Origin of the sequence: Pontibacter sp. JAM-7 (genome assembly GCF_048548695.2) — a bacterium.
Taxonomy (GTDB): domain Bacteria; phylum Pseudomonadota; class Gammaproteobacteria; order Pseudomonadales; family Balneatricaceae; genus Neptuniibacter.
The window spans coordinates 365,434-387,478 of record NZ_JBLYIF020000002.1 but is presented as its reverse complement, the minus strand read 5'-3'; the positions used below and the strand labels follow the sequence as shown (position 1 = coordinate 387,478).

At 51.4% G+C, this 22,045-nt stretch carries 18 protein-coding genes; 12 read left to right on the top strand and 6 right to left on the bottom strand.

Annotated features, from left to right (window positions below; translation table 11 throughout):
• Positions 1–44: 44 nt before the first annotated feature.
• Together ACFVYJ_RS04230 and ACFVYJ_RS04225 are read right to left on the bottom strand one after the other, a co-directional pair.
• The gene (locus tag ACFVYJ_RS04230) at positions 45–806 is read right to left on the bottom strand and encodes an ABC transporter permease (protein WP_419413551.1); all 762 of its coding nucleotides are present in this window, start codon (positions 804–806) and stop codon (positions 45–47) included.
• On the bottom strand, positions 803–1,729 hold the full coding sequence (locus tag ACFVYJ_RS04225) for an ABC transporter ATP-binding protein (RefSeq protein WP_419413552.1): 927 nt from the start codon (positions 1,727–1,729) through the stop codon (positions 803–805). The genes ACFVYJ_RS04230 and ACFVYJ_RS04225 overlap by 4 nt, the downstream gene beginning before the upstream one ends.
• 147 nt (positions 1,730–1,876) lie before the next feature.
• On the opposite strand from ACFVYJ_RS04225, the gene ACFVYJ_RS04220 reads away from it, so the two are divergent.
• Complete coding sequence (locus tag ACFVYJ_RS04220; RefSeq protein WP_419413553.1) at positions 1,877–3,580, top strand: hypothetical protein; 1,704 nt, start codon at positions 1,877–1,879, stop codon at positions 3,578–3,580.
• Positions 3,581–3,730: 150 nt separating this feature from the next.
• The gene (locus ACFVYJ_RS04215) at positions 3,731–5,215 is read left to right on the top strand and encodes an alkaline phosphatase PhoX (protein WP_419413554.1); all 1,485 of its coding nucleotides are present in this window, start codon (positions 3,731–3,733) and stop codon (positions 5,213–5,215) included.
• Positions 5,216–5,321: 106 nt separating this feature from the next.
• On the opposite strand, the gene ACFVYJ_RS04210 is transcribed toward ACFVYJ_RS04215, so the two are convergent.
• The gene (locus ACFVYJ_RS04210; protein WP_419413555.1) at positions 5,322–5,633 is read right to left on the bottom strand and encodes an MGMT family protein; all 312 of its coding nucleotides are present in this window, start codon (positions 5,631–5,633) and stop codon (positions 5,322–5,324) included.
• Between the two features lie 88 nt (positions 5,634–5,721).
• Here ACFVYJ_RS04210 and ACFVYJ_RS04205 point away from each other — a divergent pair, with 88 nt between their 5' ends.
• Both ACFVYJ_RS04205 and ACFVYJ_RS04200 read left to right on the top strand, forming a co-directional pair.
• Entirely contained in the window at positions 5,722–7,188 is a 1,467-nt protein-coding gene (locus tag ACFVYJ_RS04205; RefSeq protein ID WP_419413556.1) for a protein adenylyltransferase SelO, read from the top strand.
• An 87-nt stretch (positions 7,189–7,275) separates the two neighbouring features.
• Positions 7,276–7,635, top strand: a complete 360-nt coding sequence (locus ACFVYJ_RS04200; RefSeq protein WP_419413557.1) for a group I truncated hemoglobin — start codon at positions 7,276–7,278, stop codon at positions 7,633–7,635.
• A gap of 22 nt (positions 7,636–7,657) precedes the next feature.
• Here the strand turns inward: ACFVYJ_RS04200 and ACFVYJ_RS04195 are convergent, their stop codons facing one another.
• Positions 7,658–7,978, bottom strand: coding sequence for a DUF3301 domain-containing protein (locus ACFVYJ_RS04195; protein ID WP_419413558.1), 321 nt, complete (start codon positions 7,976–7,978; stop codon positions 7,658–7,660).
• Between the two features lie 102 nt (positions 7,979–8,080).
• Between ACFVYJ_RS04195 and ACFVYJ_RS04190 the strand changes: the two genes are divergently transcribed.
• Together ACFVYJ_RS04190 and htpG are read left to right on the top strand one after the other, a co-directional pair.
• Positions 8,081–8,797: a DUF599 domain-containing protein gene (locus tag ACFVYJ_RS04190; protein ID WP_419413559.1), complete on the top strand. Its 717-nt coding sequence runs from the start codon at positions 8,081–8,083 to the stop codon at positions 8,795–8,797.
• A gap of 109 nt (positions 8,798–8,906) precedes the next feature.
• A complete protein-coding gene (gene htpG, locus ACFVYJ_RS04185) occupies positions 8,907–10,835 on the top strand; it encodes a molecular chaperone HtpG (RefSeq protein WP_419413560.1) in 1,929 nt (642 codons plus the stop codon).
• A gap of 706 nt (positions 10,836–11,541) precedes the next feature.
• Here the strand turns inward: htpG and ACFVYJ_RS04180 are convergent.
• The gene (locus ACFVYJ_RS04180) at positions 11,542–11,796 is read right to left on the bottom strand and encodes a Txe/YoeB family addiction module toxin (protein WP_419413561.1); all 255 of its coding nucleotides are present in this window, start codon (positions 11,794–11,796) and stop codon (positions 11,542–11,544) included.
• A 92-nt stretch (positions 11,797–11,888) separates the two neighbouring features.
• On the opposite strand from ACFVYJ_RS04180, the gene ACFVYJ_RS04175 reads away from it, so the two are divergent.
• The 5 genes from ACFVYJ_RS04175 to ACFVYJ_RS04155 all read left to right on the top strand — a co-directional run bounded on the left by ACFVYJ_RS04175 (position 11,889) and on the right by ACFVYJ_RS04155 (position 20,145).
• A complete protein-coding gene (locus tag ACFVYJ_RS04175; protein ID WP_419413562.1) occupies positions 11,889–12,722 on the top strand; it encodes an alpha/beta hydrolase in 834 nt (277 codons plus the stop codon).
• Between the two features lie 534 nt (positions 12,723–13,256).
• Positions 13,257–14,042 carry a substrate-binding periplasmic protein gene (locus tag ACFVYJ_RS04170; RefSeq protein WP_419413563.1) on the top strand — a complete coding sequence of 262 codons (786 nt, stop codon included), beginning with the start codon at positions 13,257–13,259 and terminating at the stop codon, positions 14,040–14,042.
• Positions 14,042–18,592 carry a response regulator gene (locus tag ACFVYJ_RS04165; protein ID WP_419413564.1) on the top strand — a complete coding sequence of 1,517 codons (4,551 nt, stop codon included), beginning with the start codon at positions 14,042–14,044 and terminating at the stop codon, positions 18,590–18,592. Before ACFVYJ_RS04170 ends, ACFVYJ_RS04165 begins: the two co-directional genes overlap by 1 nt.
• A 3-nt stretch (positions 18,593–18,595) precedes the next feature.
• The gene (locus ACFVYJ_RS04160) at positions 18,596–18,985 is read left to right on the top strand and encodes a response regulator (RefSeq protein ID WP_419413565.1); all 390 of its coding nucleotides are present in this window, start codon (positions 18,596–18,598) and stop codon (positions 18,983–18,985) included.
• Positions 18,986–19,020: 35 nt separating this feature from the next.
• Entirely contained in the window at positions 19,021–20,145 is a 1,125-nt protein-coding gene (locus tag ACFVYJ_RS04155) for an HD-GYP domain-containing protein (protein ID WP_419413566.1), read from the top strand.
• 589 nt (positions 20,146–20,734) lie between these two features.
• Here the strand turns inward: ACFVYJ_RS04155 and ACFVYJ_RS04150 are convergent.
• Positions 20,735–21,277, bottom strand: a complete 543-nt coding sequence (locus ACFVYJ_RS04150) for a carboxymuconolactone decarboxylase family protein (protein ID WP_419413567.1) — start codon at positions 21,275–21,277, stop codon at positions 20,735–20,737.
• 137 nt (positions 21,278–21,414) lie between these two features.
• On the opposite strand from ACFVYJ_RS04150, the gene ACFVYJ_RS04145 reads away from it, so the two are divergent.
• The gene (locus ACFVYJ_RS04145) at positions 21,415–21,993 is read left to right on the top strand and encodes a TetR/AcrR family transcriptional regulator (RefSeq protein WP_419413568.1); all 579 of its coding nucleotides are present in this window, start codon (positions 21,415–21,417) and stop codon (positions 21,991–21,993) included.
• Positions 21,994–22,045 lie beyond the last annotated feature (52 nt).

Below are 22,045 nucleotides of genomic sequence, written 5' to 3'. Positions count from 1 at the left end.
ACGATTATTCGCCCCGCTGATGCGGGGCGAACTGTTCCGGGGGCTTACTGTTTGAGTTTGTAGCCGGTGCGGAAGATCCACCAGGTGCCGGTCAAACAGAGAAACAGGAACAGCAGCGTCATGCTCAGGCTTACCGCCAGATTCACGTCAGCCGCGCCATAAAACGCCCAGCGCAAGCCACTGATCAGATATACCACCGGATTAAACAGTGACAGCGACTGCCAGGGTTCCGGCAGCATGTTGATGGAATAAAATGCACCGCCAAGAAAGGTCAGTGGGGTAATCACCATCAGCGGAATCAACTGCAGTTTCTGAAAGTCATCCGCCCAAATGCCAATGATAAAACCAAACATGCTAAACGTAATGGACGTCAGCAGCAGAAAACCCACTACCCAAAGGGGATGATCCAGACTGTAGTCGACAAACAGTCTTGCCGTCAGCAGGATTAAAACGCCGATCATCATCGATTTGGTGGCAGCGGCACCGACATATCCAATGACCACCTCCAGCGGTGAAACCGGTGCCGATAGCACTTCGTAAATGGTACCGGAAAACTTCGGAAAAAAGATGCCGAAAGAGGCATTGGAGATACTCTCACTCAACAGAGACAGCATCAGCAGGCCGGGAATGATATAAGCACCGTAGTCGATGCCGTCGATAGCACCCATGCGACTGCCGATGGCGGTGCCAAACACGATAAAGTACAGGGACGTGGACAGTACCGGTGAAATAATGCTTTGCATCAGGGTACGCCGGGTACGCGCCATCTCAAACCGATAGATCGCCAGAATGCCGTGAATATTCATCGCGGTTCTCCCACCAGACTGACAAAAATATCCTCCAGCGAACTCTGGCGCGATTGCAGATCTTTAAAGTCCAGCCCCTGCTGACTGAGGCTGCGCATCAGCTCGGCAATGCCAGTATGGTCATGCTGGGCATCAAAGTGGTAGGTCAGGGTCTGACCATCCTCACTCAGACTGAGGTTATAACCACTTAGTCCGGCGGGCACCTCTGTCAGTGGGCTTTGTAGCTGGACCTGTAGCTCTTTACGTCCCAGCTTGTTCATCAGTGCGGTTTTTTCCTCTACCAGAATCAGTTCGCCCCGGCTGATGACCCCAATACGGTCGGCCATCTCTTCCGCTTCTTCGATGTAGTGGGTGGTGAGGATAATGGTCACGCCACGTTCGCGCAGTTGGCGAACCATCTCCCACATATCCCGGCGAAGTTCCACATCGACACCGGCGGTGGGTTCGTCCAAAAACAGGATCTGTGGTTCATGGGACAGCGCCTTGGCGATCATCACCCGGCGTTTCATACCGCCCGACAGGGCGAGAATACGACTACTTTTTTTCTCCCACAGCGACAACTGGCGCAGCAGAGATTCGATATAGTCCGGATCAGGTGCCTTGCCGAATAAGCCCCGGCTGAAACAGACCGTATCCCAGACACTTTCAAAGGCATCGGTGGCCAGCTCCTGAGGAACCAGACCAATCAGGCTGCGCACCTCGCGGTAGTCGCGCTGGATATCCAGGCCATCTGCTTGAATAGTGCCACCACTGGCATTAACGATGCCGCAGATAATGCTGATAAGGGTGGTTTTGCCGGCCCCGTTGGGGCCGAGCAGGGCGAAGATTTCGCCGCGTTGGATGGTCAGGTTGATACCCCTGAGCGCATGATGCCCTGACGCATAGACTTTGCTGACATCATTGATCGACAGAATCGGTTCCACTGTATCTCCAGAATTAACAGGCTGGCTGAAACATCACAGCTGTGTTTGACAGAGTAGCAGACCAGAGTGCCATTAATGACGGTCATGTGGCAGTCATAATTGCGCATTAGGCTGTTGCAGAAATTTTAACTCAGCAGGATGCGCCCCATGTTCGAATACTCCCATACCCGCCTGTGGTGTCTTATTACCGCTGCGACTGTAATGACTGGCTGCATGTCAGAGTCTGCTAAGCAGGCCGATATCACTACACAGCCACTCTATCAGCAATTGCTAAATGAACTGCAGCAACAGGGCGGTATCTGGGGTGATCGGTTGGAGGGTGTTAGCCCGGTGCATACTGTATTTAATGCCGAAGCGCCGATTCCGCCGCAGTGCTATACCCGCACAGAGGGTACCTATAACCCTTGTTATGTCTGCCATCAGGATGCCGTTCCAGGCCGGGAAAACCAGATGCAGGATGGCGAGCAGCAGTTGGCCTACAACTTCTCTGATGTCGGTGTTACCAACCACTGGCAGAACCTGTTTGAGGACCGTAGTGACAAAGTGGCGGCGATCAGTGATGCCGAAATTTTGGCCTGGGTTGATCAAGATAACTACAGCGCACTCAGCGAGCGCCTGCTGCAGGCGGGTTTCAAAGGTTGGGTGCCTGACCTGAAAAATCTGCAGTTGGGTGCTGCCGCATTTGATCAGTTTGGCTTTGCCCTGGATGGCAGTGGTTGGGTGGCGTTTAACTACAAACCTTTTCCCAGTACCTTCTGGCCCACCAACGGCTCTACTGATGATGTCATGATTCGGCTGGCTGAGCCTTACCGTACCGATGCCAAAGGCCTGCCATCGTTGGATGTGTATCGCGCGAATCTGGCACTGGTCGAGGCCAACCTGAAAGGGCTGGCACGCATCTCTTCTTTGCCGGTGGATGAACGTGTTTTGGCTAGCGACCTGAATGGCGATAACCAGCTCAGCGTGGTGACTGAGATACTGGCCGCTAATGACTATCAGGGGGCCGCCAACGGCTATTTCAAAGATACCTCGTTGTATCCGCAAGGCACCGAGTTTCTGCATACGGTGCGGTATCTGGGTATTACCGATAACGGTGAAATCACTGTTTCCAAACGCATGAAAGAGGTGCGCTACCTGAAAAAATGGGTTGGCATGCGCAAGGACAACTACGCCCGGGAATATGAAAGCGAGATCTTCGAGAAAGAGCTGGGCCACCTGCCACAGTATAAAAGTGTCGGCGACTATGGACTGGATAACGATTTTGGCTGGTCGGTACAGGGCTTTATTGAAGACGTGAATGGTGAACTGCGCGTAGCCAGTTATGAAGAAAACCTGTTCTGCATGGGCTGTCACTCATCGATCGGTGCCACCATTGACAAGACCTTCAGTTTTCCGCGCAAGGTCGACGGTGCTAAAGGCTGGGGTTATATCAACCTTAAAGGTATGCCGGATGCCCCCAATATGGGTGAGCTAAAGGGTGAAATTATCACCTACTTGGAACGGGTTGGCGGCGGCGGTGAGTTCCGCAGCAATCCCGAGATGCAGCAACGCTGGTTTGATCAGTCGGGCACCCGCCTGGATGCTGCCAAAATTGCCCAGGCACGGGATGTCTATGATCTGATTGTGCCCTCGATTCCCCGGGCATTGGAGCTGAACAAAGCCTACAAGGTGATCGTGACGGAGCAGGACTTTATGTTTGGTCGCGACGCGACTGTTAGCCCACCTGACAACGTGTTCGAAAAAATCGACATGCAAACCGCACCAACACTACCAGATGAAAAGTTCTATCGCTGGGATATCCGCCTGGATTGGCAGGCGGGGCCATCATCGCAACTGGCAGAACAACCCTGAGCCTGTCGGTAGTGATTATGAATTATTTAAGTCGTCTTTTTTTCGTCAAGTCACGGTCACAAAGGACCTGCATGATGTGCGTGCGCTGAACCTTAACCCCTCCCTATGCGCGGTTGCTCGTTCAAGTAAACATTTACATGGAGAAGTCAGATGAAACCAATGAACTTTGCTGTCAGCCTGCTAGCCTTTGCGGTGGCACAGGCTGCGACTGCCGGTACTGAACCTTATTTCACACCATTGACCAGTTCTGCTCTGGTGGGTGAAGCCAATGACCAGGGCGAAATGCAGGCACCCTTTGTTGCTCCTGAAGGATTGCAGTTCAAAAACCTGAACAGTCTGCACGAAGTAGAAACCTATCTGAATCAGTCGGTACAGCGGGTACCGGGTCTGGGCACTGGCGCATCCATGTTCGATATGCTGGCTTATTCAGAAGATGGCAAACAGATTTTTATCCCCCATGAAACCTCCATTGGTGCCGGGGTCTCCCGTTACGACATCGAAAACGATGTCACTGAACTGCTGTTTGCGGGCGATCAGCGCGGTGCAGAAGGTGACTGGAGTTTTGACTTTGGTGCCTTCGATCCGGCGCGTCTGTCACCAAACGGCACCCTGTGGCTGGCGGAAGAGTGGTCCGGTACCGGCCGTGTAGTGGAGATCCTTGACCCGCTGGCAGCAGCACCGCTGAACCCACAGGCGGATATGCGTGGCAACTGGCGTGTACTGACTTCCATCCCACGGGTGTCACATGAAGGCATTGGCTTTTCTAAAATGGATGACAATAAAACCATCTATTTTGTTGATGAAGACCGCTCCGGTTCTATCTACAAGATCGTGTTGAATACCGCAGGTGATTACGTTGCCGGTGGTCAGGTATTTGTACTGGCGGTTGATGCGTTTGATGGTGATGCCGCACAGCGTTGGGACCGTGCGCCGAATATCGGCCTGACCCGCACAGGTCATGCAACCTGGGTGGCGATTACCGATGAGAACGGTAACGATCTGCCAGACGTGACCAATCCATACGATAACTCTGAAACCGGTTCCAGCCGTCCGGGCCGTGTCGCTGCAGATGATGTTAACGCGACGCCATTTGGCCGTCCGGAAGATGTCGAAGTCGGCACGCTGGCCTCTGGTAACGAAGTGCTGTATTTCACTGCGACCTCTGAACAGGCGGTATATTCCGTAGAGATGCTGCCGGGTGGTGATGCGATGGTGCGTGAATTCGCCAGCGAAGCGAACACGGCGAAAAACCTTGGTTTCCCTGGCACTACGGGGGTACTCAACTCACCGGATAACCTGGCACAGGATGCTCTGGGCAATATCTACATCATTGAAGATGCGCCAAATAGCAGCAGCACCGGTGGTGATACCTGGTTTGTACGCGACCTGGATAACGACGGTGTTGCAGAATCCCTAGATCATTTCATGAGCCTGCGGGTGCGCGGTTCAGAAGCTACCGGAATGGTGTTCAATCCGGTGAAACCCACCGAGTTTGCCATTGCTGTACAGCATCCGGCTTCTACCAATCTGGATGATGTCCCTGGTGGCTTCGGTGACGCGGTTTGGCAGGTGAAACTGAAAAACAACGGCTTGAACAAAGACTTTGTGAAAGCGTTGAAAGACACTAAAAAGTAAGCCATAGGCTACTTTAATAGTTGTACCATCGCGGCAATCTGGCTGAACCGTCTCTACCCTCAGCCAGATTGCCGTTTTTTATTGGCCAGGCGAGGGTTCGTTCTGGTCAGGGTTGCCAGCCATACAGACGTAAGCTGATACGCCCGCGCGCAATCTCGATCCCTTCTGCCAGTAAGCGTTGCTTCTGTTCTCGATAGGCTGCTGAGTCAGCCGGAAAGCTGATCCTCCCCTGAGCGTTAATCACCCGATGCCAGGGCAGTTGGCTCTGTTCCGGTAGTTGGCTGAGACAGCGTCCCACAGCCCGGGCCTGACCGGGAAATCCAGCCAATTTGGCCAGTTGGCCGTAGGTGGCTACCTTGCCGGAAGGTATCAGACTGACGACCTGCCAGATCGCTTGTTGCATAGCCTGAATCTGCACGCAAAACACCTATTACTCAGGACAGGGGAGGTGATAATACCAGAGTAAAATGCTAGGGTATCTCTATCACCGATTGAATAAGATTATTATGCATACCCTCGACACCCTGTCATTTGATAATAGCTATACCCAACTGCCAGAGCACTTCTTCCAGCGGGTAAAACCAACACCGCTGACAGACCCATACCTAATCAGCCTGAATACCGAAGTGGCGCAGTGGTTGGACCTTGACCCCTGTGCGTTAAAACCGGATCGGCTGGCGGAAATCTTTTCGGGTCAGGCCAGTTTGCCCGGCGCTGATCCTATCGCCATGAAATACACGGGCCACCAGTTTGGGGTGTATAACCCGGATCTTGGCGATGGTCGTGGTGTACTGCTGGGTGAAGTGATCAATGAAGCAGGGGAGCGGCTGGATCTGCACCTGAAAGGCGCCGGTAAAACGCCGTTCTCCCGCTTTGGAGATGGTCGTGCGGTGCTGCGTTCCAGCATTCGTGAATATCTGGTGAGTGAAGCGATGCACGGTCTGGGAATTCCTACCACCCGGGCACTCTGTCTGGTCGGCAGTAAACAACTGGCGATGCGTGATGGCGGCATGGAACCTTGCGCCACGGTGCTGCGGGTCACTCCCTGTCATGTGCGCTTTGGCCACTTTGAGTACTTCTATTACAGCCGTCGCCATGATGATCTGAAAATTCTGGCGGACTACTGTTTGGAAAGGTACTTCTCTGATTGTCTTGAGCAGGACAACCCTTATCTGGCGATGTTACAGGTAATCATTCGCCGTACCGCTAAGCTGGTGGCTCAGTGGCAGGCGTATGGTTTTGTGCATGCAGTACTGAATACCGACAATATGTCGCTGATTGGTGAAACCTTCGACTACGGCCCGTTCAGTTTTATGGACACCTATAAGCCAGACACCATCAGCAATCAGAATGATCACAAGGGCCGCTATGCGTTTTCTCAGCAGCCTGCTGTGGTGCACTGGAACCTTGCCTGTCTGGCGCAAACTCTGCTAACGCTGGTCGATAAGGATGCGCTGGTTAAGGCACTGGATGGCTATCCTGCGCTCTACGAAGTTGCGTTTCTTGAACAGATGCGTGGCCGTCTGGGTCTGGCGCAGGCCGAGGAGCAGGATACGCAGCTGGTGGATGACCTGCTGCAGCTGTTCACTGAACAGGCGGTAGATATGAACCGTTTCTTCCGCCGGTTGGCCGAGTTTGATGGTAGTGAGGCCAGTCTGACCAAACTGATGGAGTTGCTGCGTAACCCAGCGGCGATCAATGACTGGTTACTGCGTTACGAGCACCGGTTGCAGCGCGAAGACCAACCCGCAGCGCAGCGGGCTGAGCAGATGAACAAGATCAATCCCGAGTTCGTCCTGCGTAATTACATGGCACAGGAGGCGATCCGTACCGCCACCGACGGTGATTTTACCCTGGTCAATGACCTGCTGGCGTTGCTACGCAAGCCGATGCAGCCGAATAAGCAGTTTGCCTATTATGCCGAAAGTCCGCCGGATTGGGCTGGGGCGATCTGCCTGACCTGCTCTTCCTGATCCGCCTTGCAGCGAACAAACCCGGCACAGATCGGTTAAGTAGTCTTTACTCTAAGCTCCTAACAATAATTAATAGGAAGCAAGATCATGAGCGGAACTCTATTTGACAGATTGGGCGGTGAAGCCGGCATTCGCAGCATTGCCAGCGATGTGGTAGATCTGCACTGCGCCAATCCCCTGATAGCGGCACGGTTTAAAAATTCCGATGTTGGTCAGCTGAAACAGCTGGCAGGGGATTTCTTTATCACCGGTAGCGGTGGACCACAAATCTATCAGGGTAAGGAGATGGCGGTAGCCCACCAGAACATGAATATCAGTGACAATGAGTTTATGACCGTGGTTGACGATGCCATGGCCGCACTGGATAAAAATGGCCACGGCGATGCCGTAAAAGCTGAAGTGTTATATATCTTCTACAGTCTGCGACCCGAGGTGGTCGGCATTTAACGCAACGCAACTACCCCATGCTTTAATGTATGCGGTGGGGTTGCAGGTGCAGGGCGATCACCTGCCGTCCCAACGTGACAACCCTGCCGGTATAGCGTTCTTCGCCGGTAGATGAGAACTCAAAATTGTACGCCCGCCAGAACCGTATCCGACCTTGATTATCCCGTTTCAGCCAGATGGCCCGCAAACTGATACTCTCATCCAGAAACTGTAGGTCCAGTTCGCGGCAATGCTTACTGGTATGGCGCAGGGCGATCTCTTTTACCTGCTGCGACTGCCACCAGTGCAGAATCATCAGGGCCATCAATGTCAGCCAGAACAGGGCTGTCAGATCGATATACATGGGTCTGTTTTTATAACCTGTGATTGTTTATGCTGAACGGCAGTATGCCATCGCAATCGCGCGAAGGGTATCATCAGATTACGTTCATCCGGAGAGTGGCAGATGTCAACACTGGTCAGTTTTTTCAGCGCTAACTGGTTGAACCTTCTCGCTTTGCTCTGGTTCCTGACCTGCTTTAAGGGGTATATGTTTTACGCCCGCAAGCGCAGCTATGATACGCCCTGTCTGGCCAGCCTGCTGCATATGTACCGTCATGAATGGATGCTGCGCATGCTGACCCGTGAGGTACGTATTGCTGATACTACCGCTATCGCCAACCTGGAGCGGGGGGTGTCCTTTTTTGCCTCCACCACCATGCTGATACTGGCCGGTCTGATGACCATTCTTGGCTCCACCCAGAAAGCGATCGATGTGGTGGCCGACCTGCCGTTTGTCTATCCCGCCACCCGTGCCGAGTGGGAACTGAAAGTGCTGGTGCTGATTGTGCTGTTTATCTATGCCTTCTTTAAATTCACCTGGAGCCTGCGTCAGTATGGTTTTGTTTCCATAATGATCGGTGGTGCGCCATTGCCCACCGAAGCGGTGAGCGAAGAGCAGGCCAATGCTCACGCCGGGCGTATCGCCAAGATGACCTCTATGGCGGCTAATAACTTCAATATAGGCTTGCGCAGTTACTACTTTGCCATCGCGGTGCTGGGCTGGTTTATCAATCCCTGGTTCTTTATGGCACTGACCGGCGGGGTGGTATTTATCCTCTACCGGCGTGAGTTTAAATCCTCGACCCTGAAAACTCTGATGATGAGTCAGGGTCAATTATGAACCTGAACGGTTGAAATCCAATTTAACGTCCTCATATCGACACTATCCGTTGAGCCGCTCTGTAGCAGGGCGGCCGTGTTCAACAATCAATCAAGATGGATAAGTGTTGATGACCACCGAAACCCGTACCGAAACCCATGGTTTTCAGACTGAAGTGAAGCAGCTGCTTCACCTGATGATTCATTCCCTGTACTCCAACAAGGATATCTTTCTGCGTGAGCTGATCTCCAACGCCTCAGATGCGGCCGAAAAACTGCGTTTTGCTGCGCTGTCGAATGGTGATCTGTATGAGAATGACGGTGATCTGAAGATCCAGATCAGCTTTAATAAAGACGCCAAAACCCTGACCATCGAAGACAACGGCATCGGCATGAGCCGTGACGAAGTGATCGAGCATCTGGGCACCATCGCCAAGTCAGGCACCGCCCAGTTCCTGTCACAGATGACCGGCGACCAGACCAAAGACAGCCAGTTGATCGGCCAGTTTGGTGTGGGTTTTTACTCTTCCTTTATCGTTGCCAGCAAGGTTGAAGTCTTCACCCGTAAAGCGGGTGTCAGCGTTGCCGAAGGTGTCCACTGGAGCTCGGAAGGCGAAGGTGAATTTGACATCAGTGATGTGGAAAAAGCCGGTCGCGGTACCCGCATCGTATTGCACCTGAAAGAGGGTGAAGAGAGTTTTGCCGATGGCTTTGCTTTGCGTGGCCTGGTGCGTAAATACTCTGACCATATCGCCATTCCAGTGATTATGGAGAAAGAGCCAACGCCGGAATTTGATGACGAAGGCAACCCGAAAGAGCCGGAAAAAGACGCGCAGCCGGAAGATGAAACCGTTAACAGTGCGACGGCCCTGTGGACGCGTAACAAGTCCGATGTGACTGAAGAAGAGTATCAGGAGTTCTACAAGCATGTGTCCCACGACTTCAGCGACCCGCTGACCTGGGCGCACAATCAGGTAGAAGGCACCCAGGAATACACCAGCCTGCTGTACGTGCCGGGTCGGGCTCCGTTTGATCTGTGGAACCGTGAAGCACCCCGCGGTCTGAAACTGTATATCCAGCGTGTCTTCATCATGGATCAGGCAGATCAGTTCCTGCCATTGTATCTGCGCTTTATCAAAGGTGTGATCGACTCCAAAGACCTGTCCCTTAACGTGTCCCGTGAGATTCTGCAGAAAGACGCCAACGTCGATAAACTGCGCAGCGCACTGACTAAACGTGTCCTGGATATGCTGACCAAACTGGCTAAGAAGGGCGGCGAGAAATACGCAGTTTTCTGGAAAGAGTTCGGTCAGGTACTGAAAGAAGGCCCGGCAGAGGACTACAGTAACCGCGAGAAGATCCTCAAGCTGATGCGTTTTGCTTCTACTCAGACTGGCAATGCCGAGCAGAGCGTAGGTCTGGATGATTACATCAGCCGCATGCAGGAAGGTCAGGACAAGATCTATTACGTCGTGTCCGATAGCTACAATGCGGCGAAGAGCAGTCCGCACTTGGAGATCTTCCGTAAGAAAGGGATCGAAGTACTGCTGCTGACCGACCGTATCGATGACTGGATGATGAGCCAGGTGCACGAATACGACGGCAAGCATTTCCAGGACATCACCAAAGGTGAGCTGGATCTGGATAAAACCGATTCCGAAGAGGAAAAACAGGCCCGTGAAGAAGCCGAAAAAGAGCTGTCTTCACTGGTGGAACGCCTGCAGAAAGTACTGGAAGATAAAGTCTCTGGGGTACGCCTGACCCACCGTCTGACCGACTCACCGGCCTGTCTGGTACTGGGTGAATATGACATGGGCATGCAGATGCGCCAGATTATGGAAGCTGCTGGCCAGCCGGTACCGGAAAACAAACCAACCTTCGAGATCAACCCGGAACATCCGTTGATCCAGAAACTGGACCACGAATCCGATGAAGACCGCTTTGCCGATCTGGCACAGGTACTGTTTGATCAGGCGGGTCTGGCTGCCGGTGGGCAGTTGGAAGACCCGGCGTCTTATGTCAGCCGTTTGAACAAACTGTTGCTGGAACTGAGTGCGTAATAGGTTTTATCGGTAAGCTTTACCGATATAAGCTAAGAAGAAAGGGCGATGGCTGGGGCTGTCGCCCTTTTTTATTTTTTGGTTTTCGCCATCTGGGGGCGAGTTAAGACCTTTGGGCGCCCAAAGGTCTTAACAATCTAAAACCGCCCCGGCAGCTTGGTGGGTTACGCCAACTTCCTGCGGGCTTCAGCAGCAAGGCGGGCGAAAAACTAGTAAACAGTTCGCCCTCTGTCGTGTGGTTCCTTCCAGTCCTCGGCTTCGCAGATAGGGTTAGTGGTGCCAGTTTTTGGTGGTGTGCTTATTGCTGATTTATTGGGGTGTGGCACTGATAGTTACCCCAGCTCCGTAGCCGAGCAACGGAGCTGAAACCGGATCAGGCGGCCGCTTTGTTTGAGCGAGGCGAGTTACGGTCGTCACGTTTTAACCGAGTAGCACCAGGCACAATCTCAAGTCGGCAGCTTACAAGTTGACACCATATTGCCGCTGGAAACAGAACTAAAAATAGTTCAGTATCAGAATATTATGGAAAGTGGGTTGTGAAATACTGATCACAACCTGCACAAAAACACGCATGCTTGTTTTCAATGGAGGAAAATGGCTGTGTCATCTACTTTATCGATTAAATACAGTCACTTAGCTTCTTGTCTCTGGGCCTTGGCTTGAGCAAAAACACGCATGCATGGAATTAAAATGTTATGAGCTTTGCTCAGTAGTGGTATCGCAGCTGTGCGATGAGCATGGAGTCTTGATGAATTTTATAAACAATTCGATGCTCGTCGTTAATGCGCCGAGACCAGTATCCGGAAAGGGCATGCCGCAAAGGCTCGGGTTTGCCAATGCCTTCGTATGGCTCCCTCTGAATCTCTTTGATAAGCGTATTAATACGTTTAAGTATCTGCTTATCCGTTTTTTGCCAGGACAGGTAGTCTTCCCGTGCCTTCTCTGCAAAAACTAATGTCACTCAATCAAGTCCTTTGTTGCGCCTTTTTCCCTACATTTCGACTTCATCCGTTTTTGCTGTGCCTTTCGCTGTTTACGGCGAACGCTTGTGCCTTGTCCGATGAGATTAACCGGCTATCGGATATTGCCTATGGTGAGTCTGATCAGCAGGTATTGGATGTGTATTACCCTGCAATTAAGCAACAAGGTGCGCCAACGGTCTTTATGGTGCATGGTGGCGCATGGAGGATCGGGGATAAGGCATCAAAGGCCGTCATCAAAAATAAAGTGGCACATTGGGTGCCTGAGGGCTTTGTCTTTATCTCTGTTAATTACCGCCTGCTGCCTGAAATTCAACCTGTTGAACAAGCCGAAGATATAGCTAAAGCGCTACGTTTCGCGCAACAACATGTGCATAAATGGGGTGGGTCGCCCGATAAATTTATTCTGATGGGGCATTCAGCCGGTGCGCATTTGGTGTCTCTGATATCAGTACGCCCCGGTGCTGGCATTCAGCCCTGGCTGGGCACAGTTGCATTGGATTCAGCTGCTTATGATGTCGAAACAATTATGCGCGCGCCGTCTCCGCCCCGGTTGTATAAAAAAGCGTTTGGTAAGAATCCAGCATATTGGCAGCAGGCTTCGCCTATGCATGCGCTGACGGGTAAGCTGCCGCCATTTTTAGCGGTTTGTTCAGTCATACGTAAAGATGATCCATGCGCGCAGGCTAAGCGGTTTGTTGTGAAAGCCAGAGCGTATGGTTCTCGCGCAGAACTATTGCCTGTGGCACTTTCGCACCGAAAGATTAACGTGGATCTGGGCACCGACCATTGTTACACACAAGCGGTCGATACGTTTCTTAGCACATTGGACCCCAGCATTGCGTCAATGCTAACACGTGCGTCACAGCTGCCGGATCGAGCACAGTTAAGCTGTGTGGGTGATTGACACTTAGGCGTATTGAAGTGTTGATACTTATTCATAGCGACTGCACCGCTAGCAGCCATTTGTATGGCGGCCTATGTTTTATTAAGTAAATATCGACAGCATCAGTATCGCGAACGGCTTCTATGCGGTGGCTGATCTACTTTTGACCTATACTTGTCTTGTAAAAATACTACAAATGTAGTAATAACATGAAATAACCTTATATAGTGTCTGTGTTACGGAAGACTGTAATGTATGGCGTGGCACTCATTTCCTCGGGCAAAGTAATAACGTCGTCTTCTCAGTAATACCCATGGTCAACCTGCATGCGCAGCAAGGGTTGTCTTTACTCAGCGTTGGCGCTGGCCAGAGGGTATGCTGTCAGTAGCAAAACGACCTATGGCTATTGCTTTATTGTCTTTCGCCGTTTTAAACGTGCTCAGGGCGCTGGTTAGGACTCGATGAAACAATGGATAGGCTTGACTTGGGGGGTACCCGCACATGGATGGAAATACAGGTCAGACGAACATCAGTGTCTTAATCACAGATCTTAAAATGGTAAGAATGTTTGTTAAAGTTCTTTTACCTTTTGCTTTTATTCTCTGTTCGTTTCAATTGGCTGCACAACCAAAACCGGTTATTCGCATCGCCCTGGCTGAGGATTTTTATCCATTTTATGGCACGAACGCTGATGGGGCGCCTGTGGGTGCTTCATTCGAAATAGCGCAATCGGTACTGGCACGTTTGGGATATGACGTGCGGGTGACGAAATATACCGATATGAAAGCCTCTCTGAATGCGTTGGATTCAGGGAGTCAGGATTTGATGGTGAACCTGTCTGAGACCCCGGAGCGGGCAAAGTTTGCCCTGTTTACTTCGACGCCTCATATTTATGAAACGCAGGATCTGATAGCCCGTGCTGATAGCCCAATAGGTTTTGATGGACTGCTGATAAACATAGCGCAGTTTAATATTGGGATTGTCTATGGTTGGACTTACGGTCCCGATTTTGATTCCTCAAACTTCCTCACCAAAACCCCGGTGCTTGATTCGGTCACTCAGTTAAAAGGCCTGCTTTCAGGGCGTTTTGATCTTGCCATCAACAATCGGCAGTACTTTATGAGTCGCGCTGAAACCTTGGGTGTCGACACGGCCTTTATGGTGCTGCAACCGTCGGTTTACGAGCTGCCGGTAACCCTCGCTGTATCGCGTAAATACCCTGATGCGACGGGTTTCCGCGATAGCCTCGAAAATGAGGTCAGTCGATTTATTCATACCGAGGAATATCGCAGTATTCTCGCCAAATATGGCTTCGATACTATTGCGCCGGAGGTGATGTAATGTTGCTAGGCGCTTTAAAACGCACTGCTTATGCGTTGCTTACTATTTCCAGCTTATGCCTTGCCGGATTTTCTCCAGTAGTATCGGCGGTTGATACAGTCGCGTCTAGCGTTACGTCCGGCGATCAGCAACTGCCCATAATGCAGCTCGTGTTTATTGCCCTGGGTCTGGTCGTGGCTTTTATCGGGGTGGCTTTTTATCTCGCGCGCACAGCCGGGGGAACCGAATCTTTCTATCAATCCAGCCGCTTGCGATTTTTCAGCATACTAGCGCTCTGTTCAACCCTGGGCGTGATTTTCGGCCTGACATGGTATGCGCTCGAAAAAGAGGAAAAGGTGGCGCGTGAGCGCGCGGGTCAATCACTTACCGCTATTCTTAATGGAACCCATGAAACCTTGCATTACTGGGTTCAGGGCCGACTTAGGCTGGTTACCCTAATAGCTCGGGAAGAGGGACTGGAAACCTTAATTTCTACACTGAATGCCGAGCCAGGCTCGGCCAGAGATTATGGGGTTAAAGTCCATGGGCTTGCATCGTTATTGGATCAACATAATCTGGGTACCAGCGATTGGCAGTTTGCAATGGTATTGACCGACGGTACGCCAGTGTTTGCTTCGGCCCCATCGGTGAGCCATGTGATGGAGGTGCTAAAAACGCGGGTCTTCTCGGGTGAGTCCTTGTTTATTCCTCCCACGTTTAACCCGGTCACGGAAAAAATCGAGATCTATTTCACAGCACCGGTGTTGGATTACGTGGGTCGGCCGGTGGGTGCGGTGGTTGCCATTGCAAATCCATCAGATGTTTTCTCTAAAATTCTGTTTCGTAGACAATCCGGCAAAACAGGGGACACCTATGCCGTTGACGCCTCAGGTGTCATGCTTAGCGAGAGCCGCTTTACCGAGGACCTGATTGCTAAAAACAGTATTCCTGCTGGCAGCAATACTGCACTCTCAATCAGGGTGTCGAACCCTATTCAATTGCTGACGTTAGGTGATGCAGCGTTCGACAAGGATACATTGACCCCTGCGGCGCTTGGTCTGTCAAAGGGGGAGAGCGGCCTGGAGACGGCTGGCTTTAGTGATTATCGCAATCATAGAGTGCTGAGTGCTTGGCGCTGGGTGCCTGAACTGGGACTGGGGTTAATTAGCGAAATTGACGAGGCTGAAGCCCTGGAAGCCTACGTCATTTCCAGAAATACCCTCTATACGTTGCTGGGTGTCACCCTGTTTCTTTCCTTAAGTCTTATGGGTGTCAATACCTGGATAAGTGCCCGCGCCAATCGCTCGCTCAGCAGAGCCCGCGATGAACTTGAGGATAAAGTCGAGGCGCGCACGCTGGAACTACGGAAGAGCAAAGATCAGTTTGAGGATTTGATAGATTCCGCCCCCGATCCTATGGTGGTGGCCGGGGCTGAGGGCGAAGTGATAATGGTGAACAGACGCGCCCAGGAACTGTTCGGTTATCAGGCGCGTGAACTCTATAACCGGCCAGTTGAAATGTTGATGTCACATGAGTGTCGGCGCAATTATCTCAGCTATTGTGAAGCTTACAGTGCGTCGCCGGACTATAGCTCGGCAGAGCAAGACAATGAGCTGATGGTACTCACCAAGTCCGGTGCTAAAGTCCCGGTTGAAATAAGCCTTAGCCCGATAGAGTCTGAGTCGGGTGTGCTGGTGGCCACCTCTTTGCGTGATGTTTCTGAACGTAAGGCGGCAGAAAAAGCCCTGTCTGAATCCAGAAAACTGCTGCAATCGGTGTTAGATAACTCTCCGGCCCTGATTTACATGAAGGATCCAGAGGGGCATTACATACTGGTGAATAACGTATGGCAGCAGGTGGTTAACAGTGACGAGCAATCTGCGCTGGGTAAAACCGATGATGAGCTGCTGCCCGCTGATGTCGCTGAAGCCTTCCGAGCTAATGATCTGCAAGTGATGGAACAGCTGGAAACCCTGCAGTTTGAGGAAACCTTCCGTCATCCCGACGGCAGTATCAGCACCTATATCACCTTTAAATTTCCGGTGTTTGATGTCGCTGGCGAGCTATTTGCGCTGGGTGGTATTTCAACCGATATTACCGAGCTAGTTAAAGCCAGAGAGCAGGCACACGACGCCAACCGTGCGAAAGGCGAGTTTCTGGCCAATATGTCGCATGAAATTAGAACGCCGATGAACGCGATTATCGGTATGAGCTATCTTGCCTTGCAGACCGAGCTGACACCCCGTCAAGACGATTACCTTAACAAGATTAACGCGGCGGCGAATGCGCTGTTGGGGATCATCAATGACATTCTGGATTTCTCCAAAATAGAGGCGGGTAAGCTTGAGCTGGAGACTATTCCATTTAACCTGGATGAAACCATCGAAAACCTCAGTAGCCTGATGCAGGTTAAAGTGCAGGAAAAAGGCCTGGAGCTATTGATATCGATCGAATCGGAGGTGCCGCGTGGCCTTGATGGCGACCCGTTAAGGCTGGGTCAGATCTTGATCAACCTGGTTAATAATGCGGTGAAATTTACTGATTCAGGTGAGATCGTCGTGAAAGTTGGTGTCAAATCGCGTCAGGATGAGAAGGTCACGTTGCTGATTGCTGTGTCGGATACGGGCATTGGCATGACACCCGAACAGGTCGCGAATTTGTTTCAGTCTTTCAGCCAGGCCGATGCGTCGACGACAAGGAAATATGGCGGTACCGGGCTTGGTTTGACGATCAGTAAACAGTTAACCCAGATGATGGGCGGCGATATTTGGGTTGAAAGTGTCGCGGGCGAGGGTAGTACCTTCATCTTTACGGTACAGATGGCGATCAACCCAGAAGCCAATACGCTGAAAATTGAGCCTGACCCGGATCTGCGCGGACTGCCGGTGCTTATTGTCGATGACAGCCCGGCGGCCAGAGAGATTCTGCAGCACACTGCAGAATCTTTGAAGTTTACCGCTGCTGTCTCCGCATCCGGCGATGAAGCCCTGGAGTTGATTAGCCAGCATGACCAGCGCGACGAACCTTTCCGTATTGTCTTTACGGATTGGAAAATGCCGCGCATGAATGGCATCGAATTCAATAATTCGTTACGCAACATGACATCGCTTAAGGCTCCGCCGAAGGTGATTATGGTGACGTCATACGATACCAACGAGATGCTGCGTAAGGTTGGTAAGACGGTTGCGGGGGTGTTATGCAAACCAGTTTCAGCATCGTCGATGCTGGATGCCGCGATGACGGCACTGGGCAGAGAAGCAGGGGTGAACGCTGCCAGTAAAGGCAAGGTGAGTGATGAGACCATTGCTTCAACTGTCTCCGGCGCACATATCCTGTTGGTAGAGGACAACGAGATCAACCAGCAAGTTGCAACTGAGCTGCTTGAACGCGCTGGCATGAAGGTTGAGGTGGCGAATAACGGCAAAATTGCCGTCGATAAGATTGCAGACTGCAGATATGACATTGTGTTGATGGATCTGCAGATGCCGGTAATGGACGGTTTCGAGGCATCTCGACACATCAGACAAGATGACCGTTATGCGGCGCTGCCTATCGTTGCCATGACGGCGAATGCGATGGCAGGCGATAAAGAGCGGTGTCTAGCAGCCGGTATGCAGGATCACGTTGCAAAGCCGATTGATCCGGTAACCCTGTATAAAGCCCTGGTGCAGTGGATAAAACCACGCGAGGGGTTGGGTCAGGTGGCTTTGGATAGTAGCGATAACATCGAGCCACAAGACACTCTCGTGTTACCTGACATTGCGGGGCTTGATACAGACACCGGGCTGTCCCGCCTGGGGGGTAACAGAAAGCTCTACCGTGATCTGATCCATCGGTTTGCTAAAGATCAGGTGAATGCAGCAAGCGAAATTCAGGCGGCACTGAACCAAAGGGATTTCCTGCTTGCTGAACGTGTGGCGCATACCACAAAAGGGGTTGCAGGCAATCTTGGCGCAACGGCGATTCAGGAAACTGCACAAGCGCTTGAACATGCGATTGAGCAACAGGATATGGCGTTGATAGCACGCCAAGTGCCGCTATTTAAAGCCGTGCTTGATGACATGGTGGCTTCGCTTCAGCTATTCGCAGCAGCGGTGGAGACGGCTGAGTTGAAGGAAGGTGTGCAGCTTGATGCCCGCTCCCGGGCCGGGGGGATTCAGGTTTTAGCTGAGCTTAAACAGCTGTTGGAAGACGACGACGGTGACGCCGAGGACTGCTTCCTCGAAAATCGTATCTTGATTCAGGGTATTGCCTCACCTGAATGCTCAGCTGAACTGGCCGGCCATATCGAGAACTTCGATTATGAGGCAGCGTTGCAAGTTATCGCGCTGATTGATGGGGAGTTACCCTTAGTACCCGCTATGCCTGATGTTACCAGGCTCTTGTCACTGCTGGATAGGGGTGCAGGTGAGGCGGCTGAGCTGTTTAAAACGTTTGAAAATGGTTTGGCCCGCACAATGGATAAACAGGTTTTTAGTACGCTTAATGAAGCGATTGAAAATAATGACTTTGAATTGGCAGCGAAGGTTGTCCGTGATTCTTGTTTGGTCGATGCTGAATCTGAGAGGTGATGCATGAGTGAAAATGATCAGAAAACTGTGCTGCTGGTTGACGATGTTCCCGCAAACATCACCGTGTTAAACAGTGCGCTTAAGGAAAAGTACCGCACTAAAATAGCGACTAATGGTGAGAAAGCCCTGCAGATTGCCGCGCGGCAACCGCAGCCGGATCTGATTCTGCTCGACATTATGATGCCGGGGATGGACGGTTTTGAAGTCTGTGAACGACTGAAAGCTGATCCTGAAACGCGTGATATTCCAGTGATCTTTCTGAGCGGTAAAAATACTTCAGGCGATCGATCTCGCGGGTTGGCACTGGGTGCAACTGACTTTCTCGAAAAGCCGATTGATGTGGACATGGTTTGTATCTGGATCACTGAACATCTTAAAAGCATAAAAGCTTAATTTTATGCAGGCTAAGCATAAGTAGGATCGCTACGATGAGTGAAAAAAAGACAGTATTAATAGTCGATGACACCCCGGCGAATGTCTCGCTTTTACACGCTATCCTCAAGGAAAAGTACCACACCAAAATAGCGACCAATGGTGAGAAAGCCCTCCAGCTTGCCTTTACCGGATCTCCTCCAGACCTGATTTTGCTCGATATTATGATGCCTGATATGGATGGCTATGAAGTGTGTGAAAAGCTGAAGGCGAATCAGCAAACAGCGGACATTCCGGTAGTGTTTTTAACCGCCAAAGTCAGCGTGGAAGATGAAACCCGGGGCTTGGCGTTAGGGGCTGTGGACTATATAACCAAACCCATCAGCCCGCCCATAGTGCAGGAGCGGGTTAAGAATCACTTGGCACTTAAAGAAGCCAGAGACGTACTTAAACATCAAAATCAGGTTCTGGAAGATAAGGTGCAGGACCGCACCAAAAAGCTGGACGAACTCCAGGATGTTGCAATGGAGGCAATGGGCGCACTGGCTGAATCACGGGACCCTGAAACAGGTAACCATATTCGCCGCACTCAGCTCTACGTGAAGCTGCTGGCTGAAAAGCTATGTGACCACCCCAAGTTCCATGATTTTCTCTCGCCGGAGACTATCACTCTACTGGTCAAAGCGGCACCGCTTCACGATATCGGTAAGGTTGGCGTGCCTGATGCTATCTTGTTGAAGCCTGGCAAGTTGACCGATCAGGAGTTTGAGATAATGAAGCGGCATACGGTGTACGGCCGGGATGCGTTAGCTGCAGCGGAGAAAAAGCTCTCTGAACCCAGTGATTTTTTGACCTTTGCGAAACAGATCGCTTATTCCCATCAGGAAAAATGGGATGGCTCAGGTTATCCTGAGGGTTTATCAGGTGATGATATTCCCGTCTCGGCACGCTTGATGGCCATTGCCGATGTCTATGATGCACTGATCAGCACCCGGGTTTACAAGCCACCCTTTACCCATGAAAAAGCAGTTCAGATCATGAGTGAAGGTCGGGGGGCGCATTTTGATCCGGATATGCTCGATGCGTTTATTGCAATAGCAGAAGAGTGCAGGGTAGTGGCTCAAACCTATTCAGACGCAAAAGATGAGGTGGAAAAACAAGACGCCGTCGAGTTGGTGTAATGGTAGACGCTCGGAAGCGGAGAAATATTGTTCCTCATTGGGTGTTTGAACTATTGCTGCAGGGTGCCGCTACTGAATGTAGTGCTTAGTCGTACGATAAATCTGAATCGCTACATGCGGGAAAAGTCGTTTAACATTACATTGTATGTGACAGTATCTGTACCTGTCATCACTTTAACTCTTCCCTTAATTATTCGCGGTGGGCGCAGTTGTTACTGCTGTGACCCTTCTTGCCGCAACAGTGCTCCAGAGCTAGCTAGGTTGGCTTATGTCATTCCCTGTTTACCCCTGTCGAAGGTGCAACAGTGGCAGATAGTCTGCAGCGCTACCCAGGTGTCAGGATGCAACGGATACTAGGTATCCAGCGCGGATTTCAGTGCAGCAACAGCGTGTGGGGCCGTGTCGGATTCATAATGTGTCTGATGTTACTGAGGGGATAGCATAGCTGATTCTCAGCACCATGCTGATTGGCAATGAGAGGGGTACTACTTTTTCAGGCCTCCTGTTGTGGTTAACCTGTACAGTTCGAATTGATGGGTGGCTGGTATGGCCAGGCTGAAATACGCAGTCACCCTGTAACCCTCAGGCTTTATTTAGCAAAGGGTTGGAACATCTCATCCAATGGCGTTTTGGCGATGTGATTGATGTAGTTGCTCATCACTTTCTGGGCCATGCCTAGCAAAATGCCGAGGATATGTTTCTGTTCATATCCGGCTGCATAAAAGCGTTCCAGGACTTCGTCATCTACCTGACCACGTTCATGCAGAATCGCCAGCGTGGTGTCGTGGAGTACCTGCAGTTTTGGTGTTGGCATCGGATCACCGTTACGCAGAGCGTCGTTCAGTGCCGGGGCAACACCCATTACCGACGCGACCAGACTATGGGCAGGAACGCAATAGGCGCAACCGTGCGCAACATTGATGGTCTGCCAGATAACGGTGAGTTCTTCAGCGTTGAAGTCGGTTTGCTGGAACAGGCTGTGTAGCTGTTGGTAGGCGTCCAGTGCGGCCGGTTCTTCGCCAAAAATGGCATGCAGATTGGGGAGTGAGCCGTAGTTTCTGATCGAATTCTCAAAAAACGGTTTAGAACCTTCCGGTGCGCTTTCCATGGTGTGAAGCTTGAATTCTTTCATCGGTTTGTTCCTGTTATCTGATTAGAGGTAGTGAGTCTGATCGGCTGTTTGAACGATCGTTCAATTTAAAGCAGTATGGCTGGACGCCCGGTAATGATCAAACTAAAATTGAACAAATGTTCAAAAAAGATTGAGTCATGGTTAATCAGGCGAAGTACGACAGAGACGCGGCGGTAGAGAAGGCCACTCACCTGTTCTGGGAGAAAGGTTTTCACGCCACTTCGATGCGTAATCTGCAGGACCATATCGACATGCGTCCCGGCAGTATTTACGCTGCGTTTGGCAGCAAGGAAGGGTTGTTTAAACTCAGCTTGCAGGCCTATACCGATGCAACGCAGGCAAGTCTGCAAACCTGTATTCAGACCACAGACTCACCTCTGAAGGCCTTAAAGCAGTTTGTGACTGCTGCGGTTGAGGGCGGCCGTGATGCACCCAGTGAACTCTGTATGCTGGTGAAATCAGTGGCTGAACTGACAGACTCCAATGCGGACCTGCTGGATGCAGCGCGATGCCACCTGAAGAGTATCGAGGCGGCCTTTCAGGTTCTGCTGCAGCAGGCACAAGCACAGGGTGAAATCAGCGCCGATATTGACCCGCAGCGCTTGGCATGTTTTCTTCAGGTGCAGTTGATTGGCCTGCGGGCCTATGCACGGACCCAAGCCGATGCCGGTTCTATCGCCCCGTTGATAGACGATGTGTTTGGTTGTCTGCGCTGACCTGAAACGTTGTGTCGGATTTGATTCGGGCCTTCGCAACAGGACATGACAA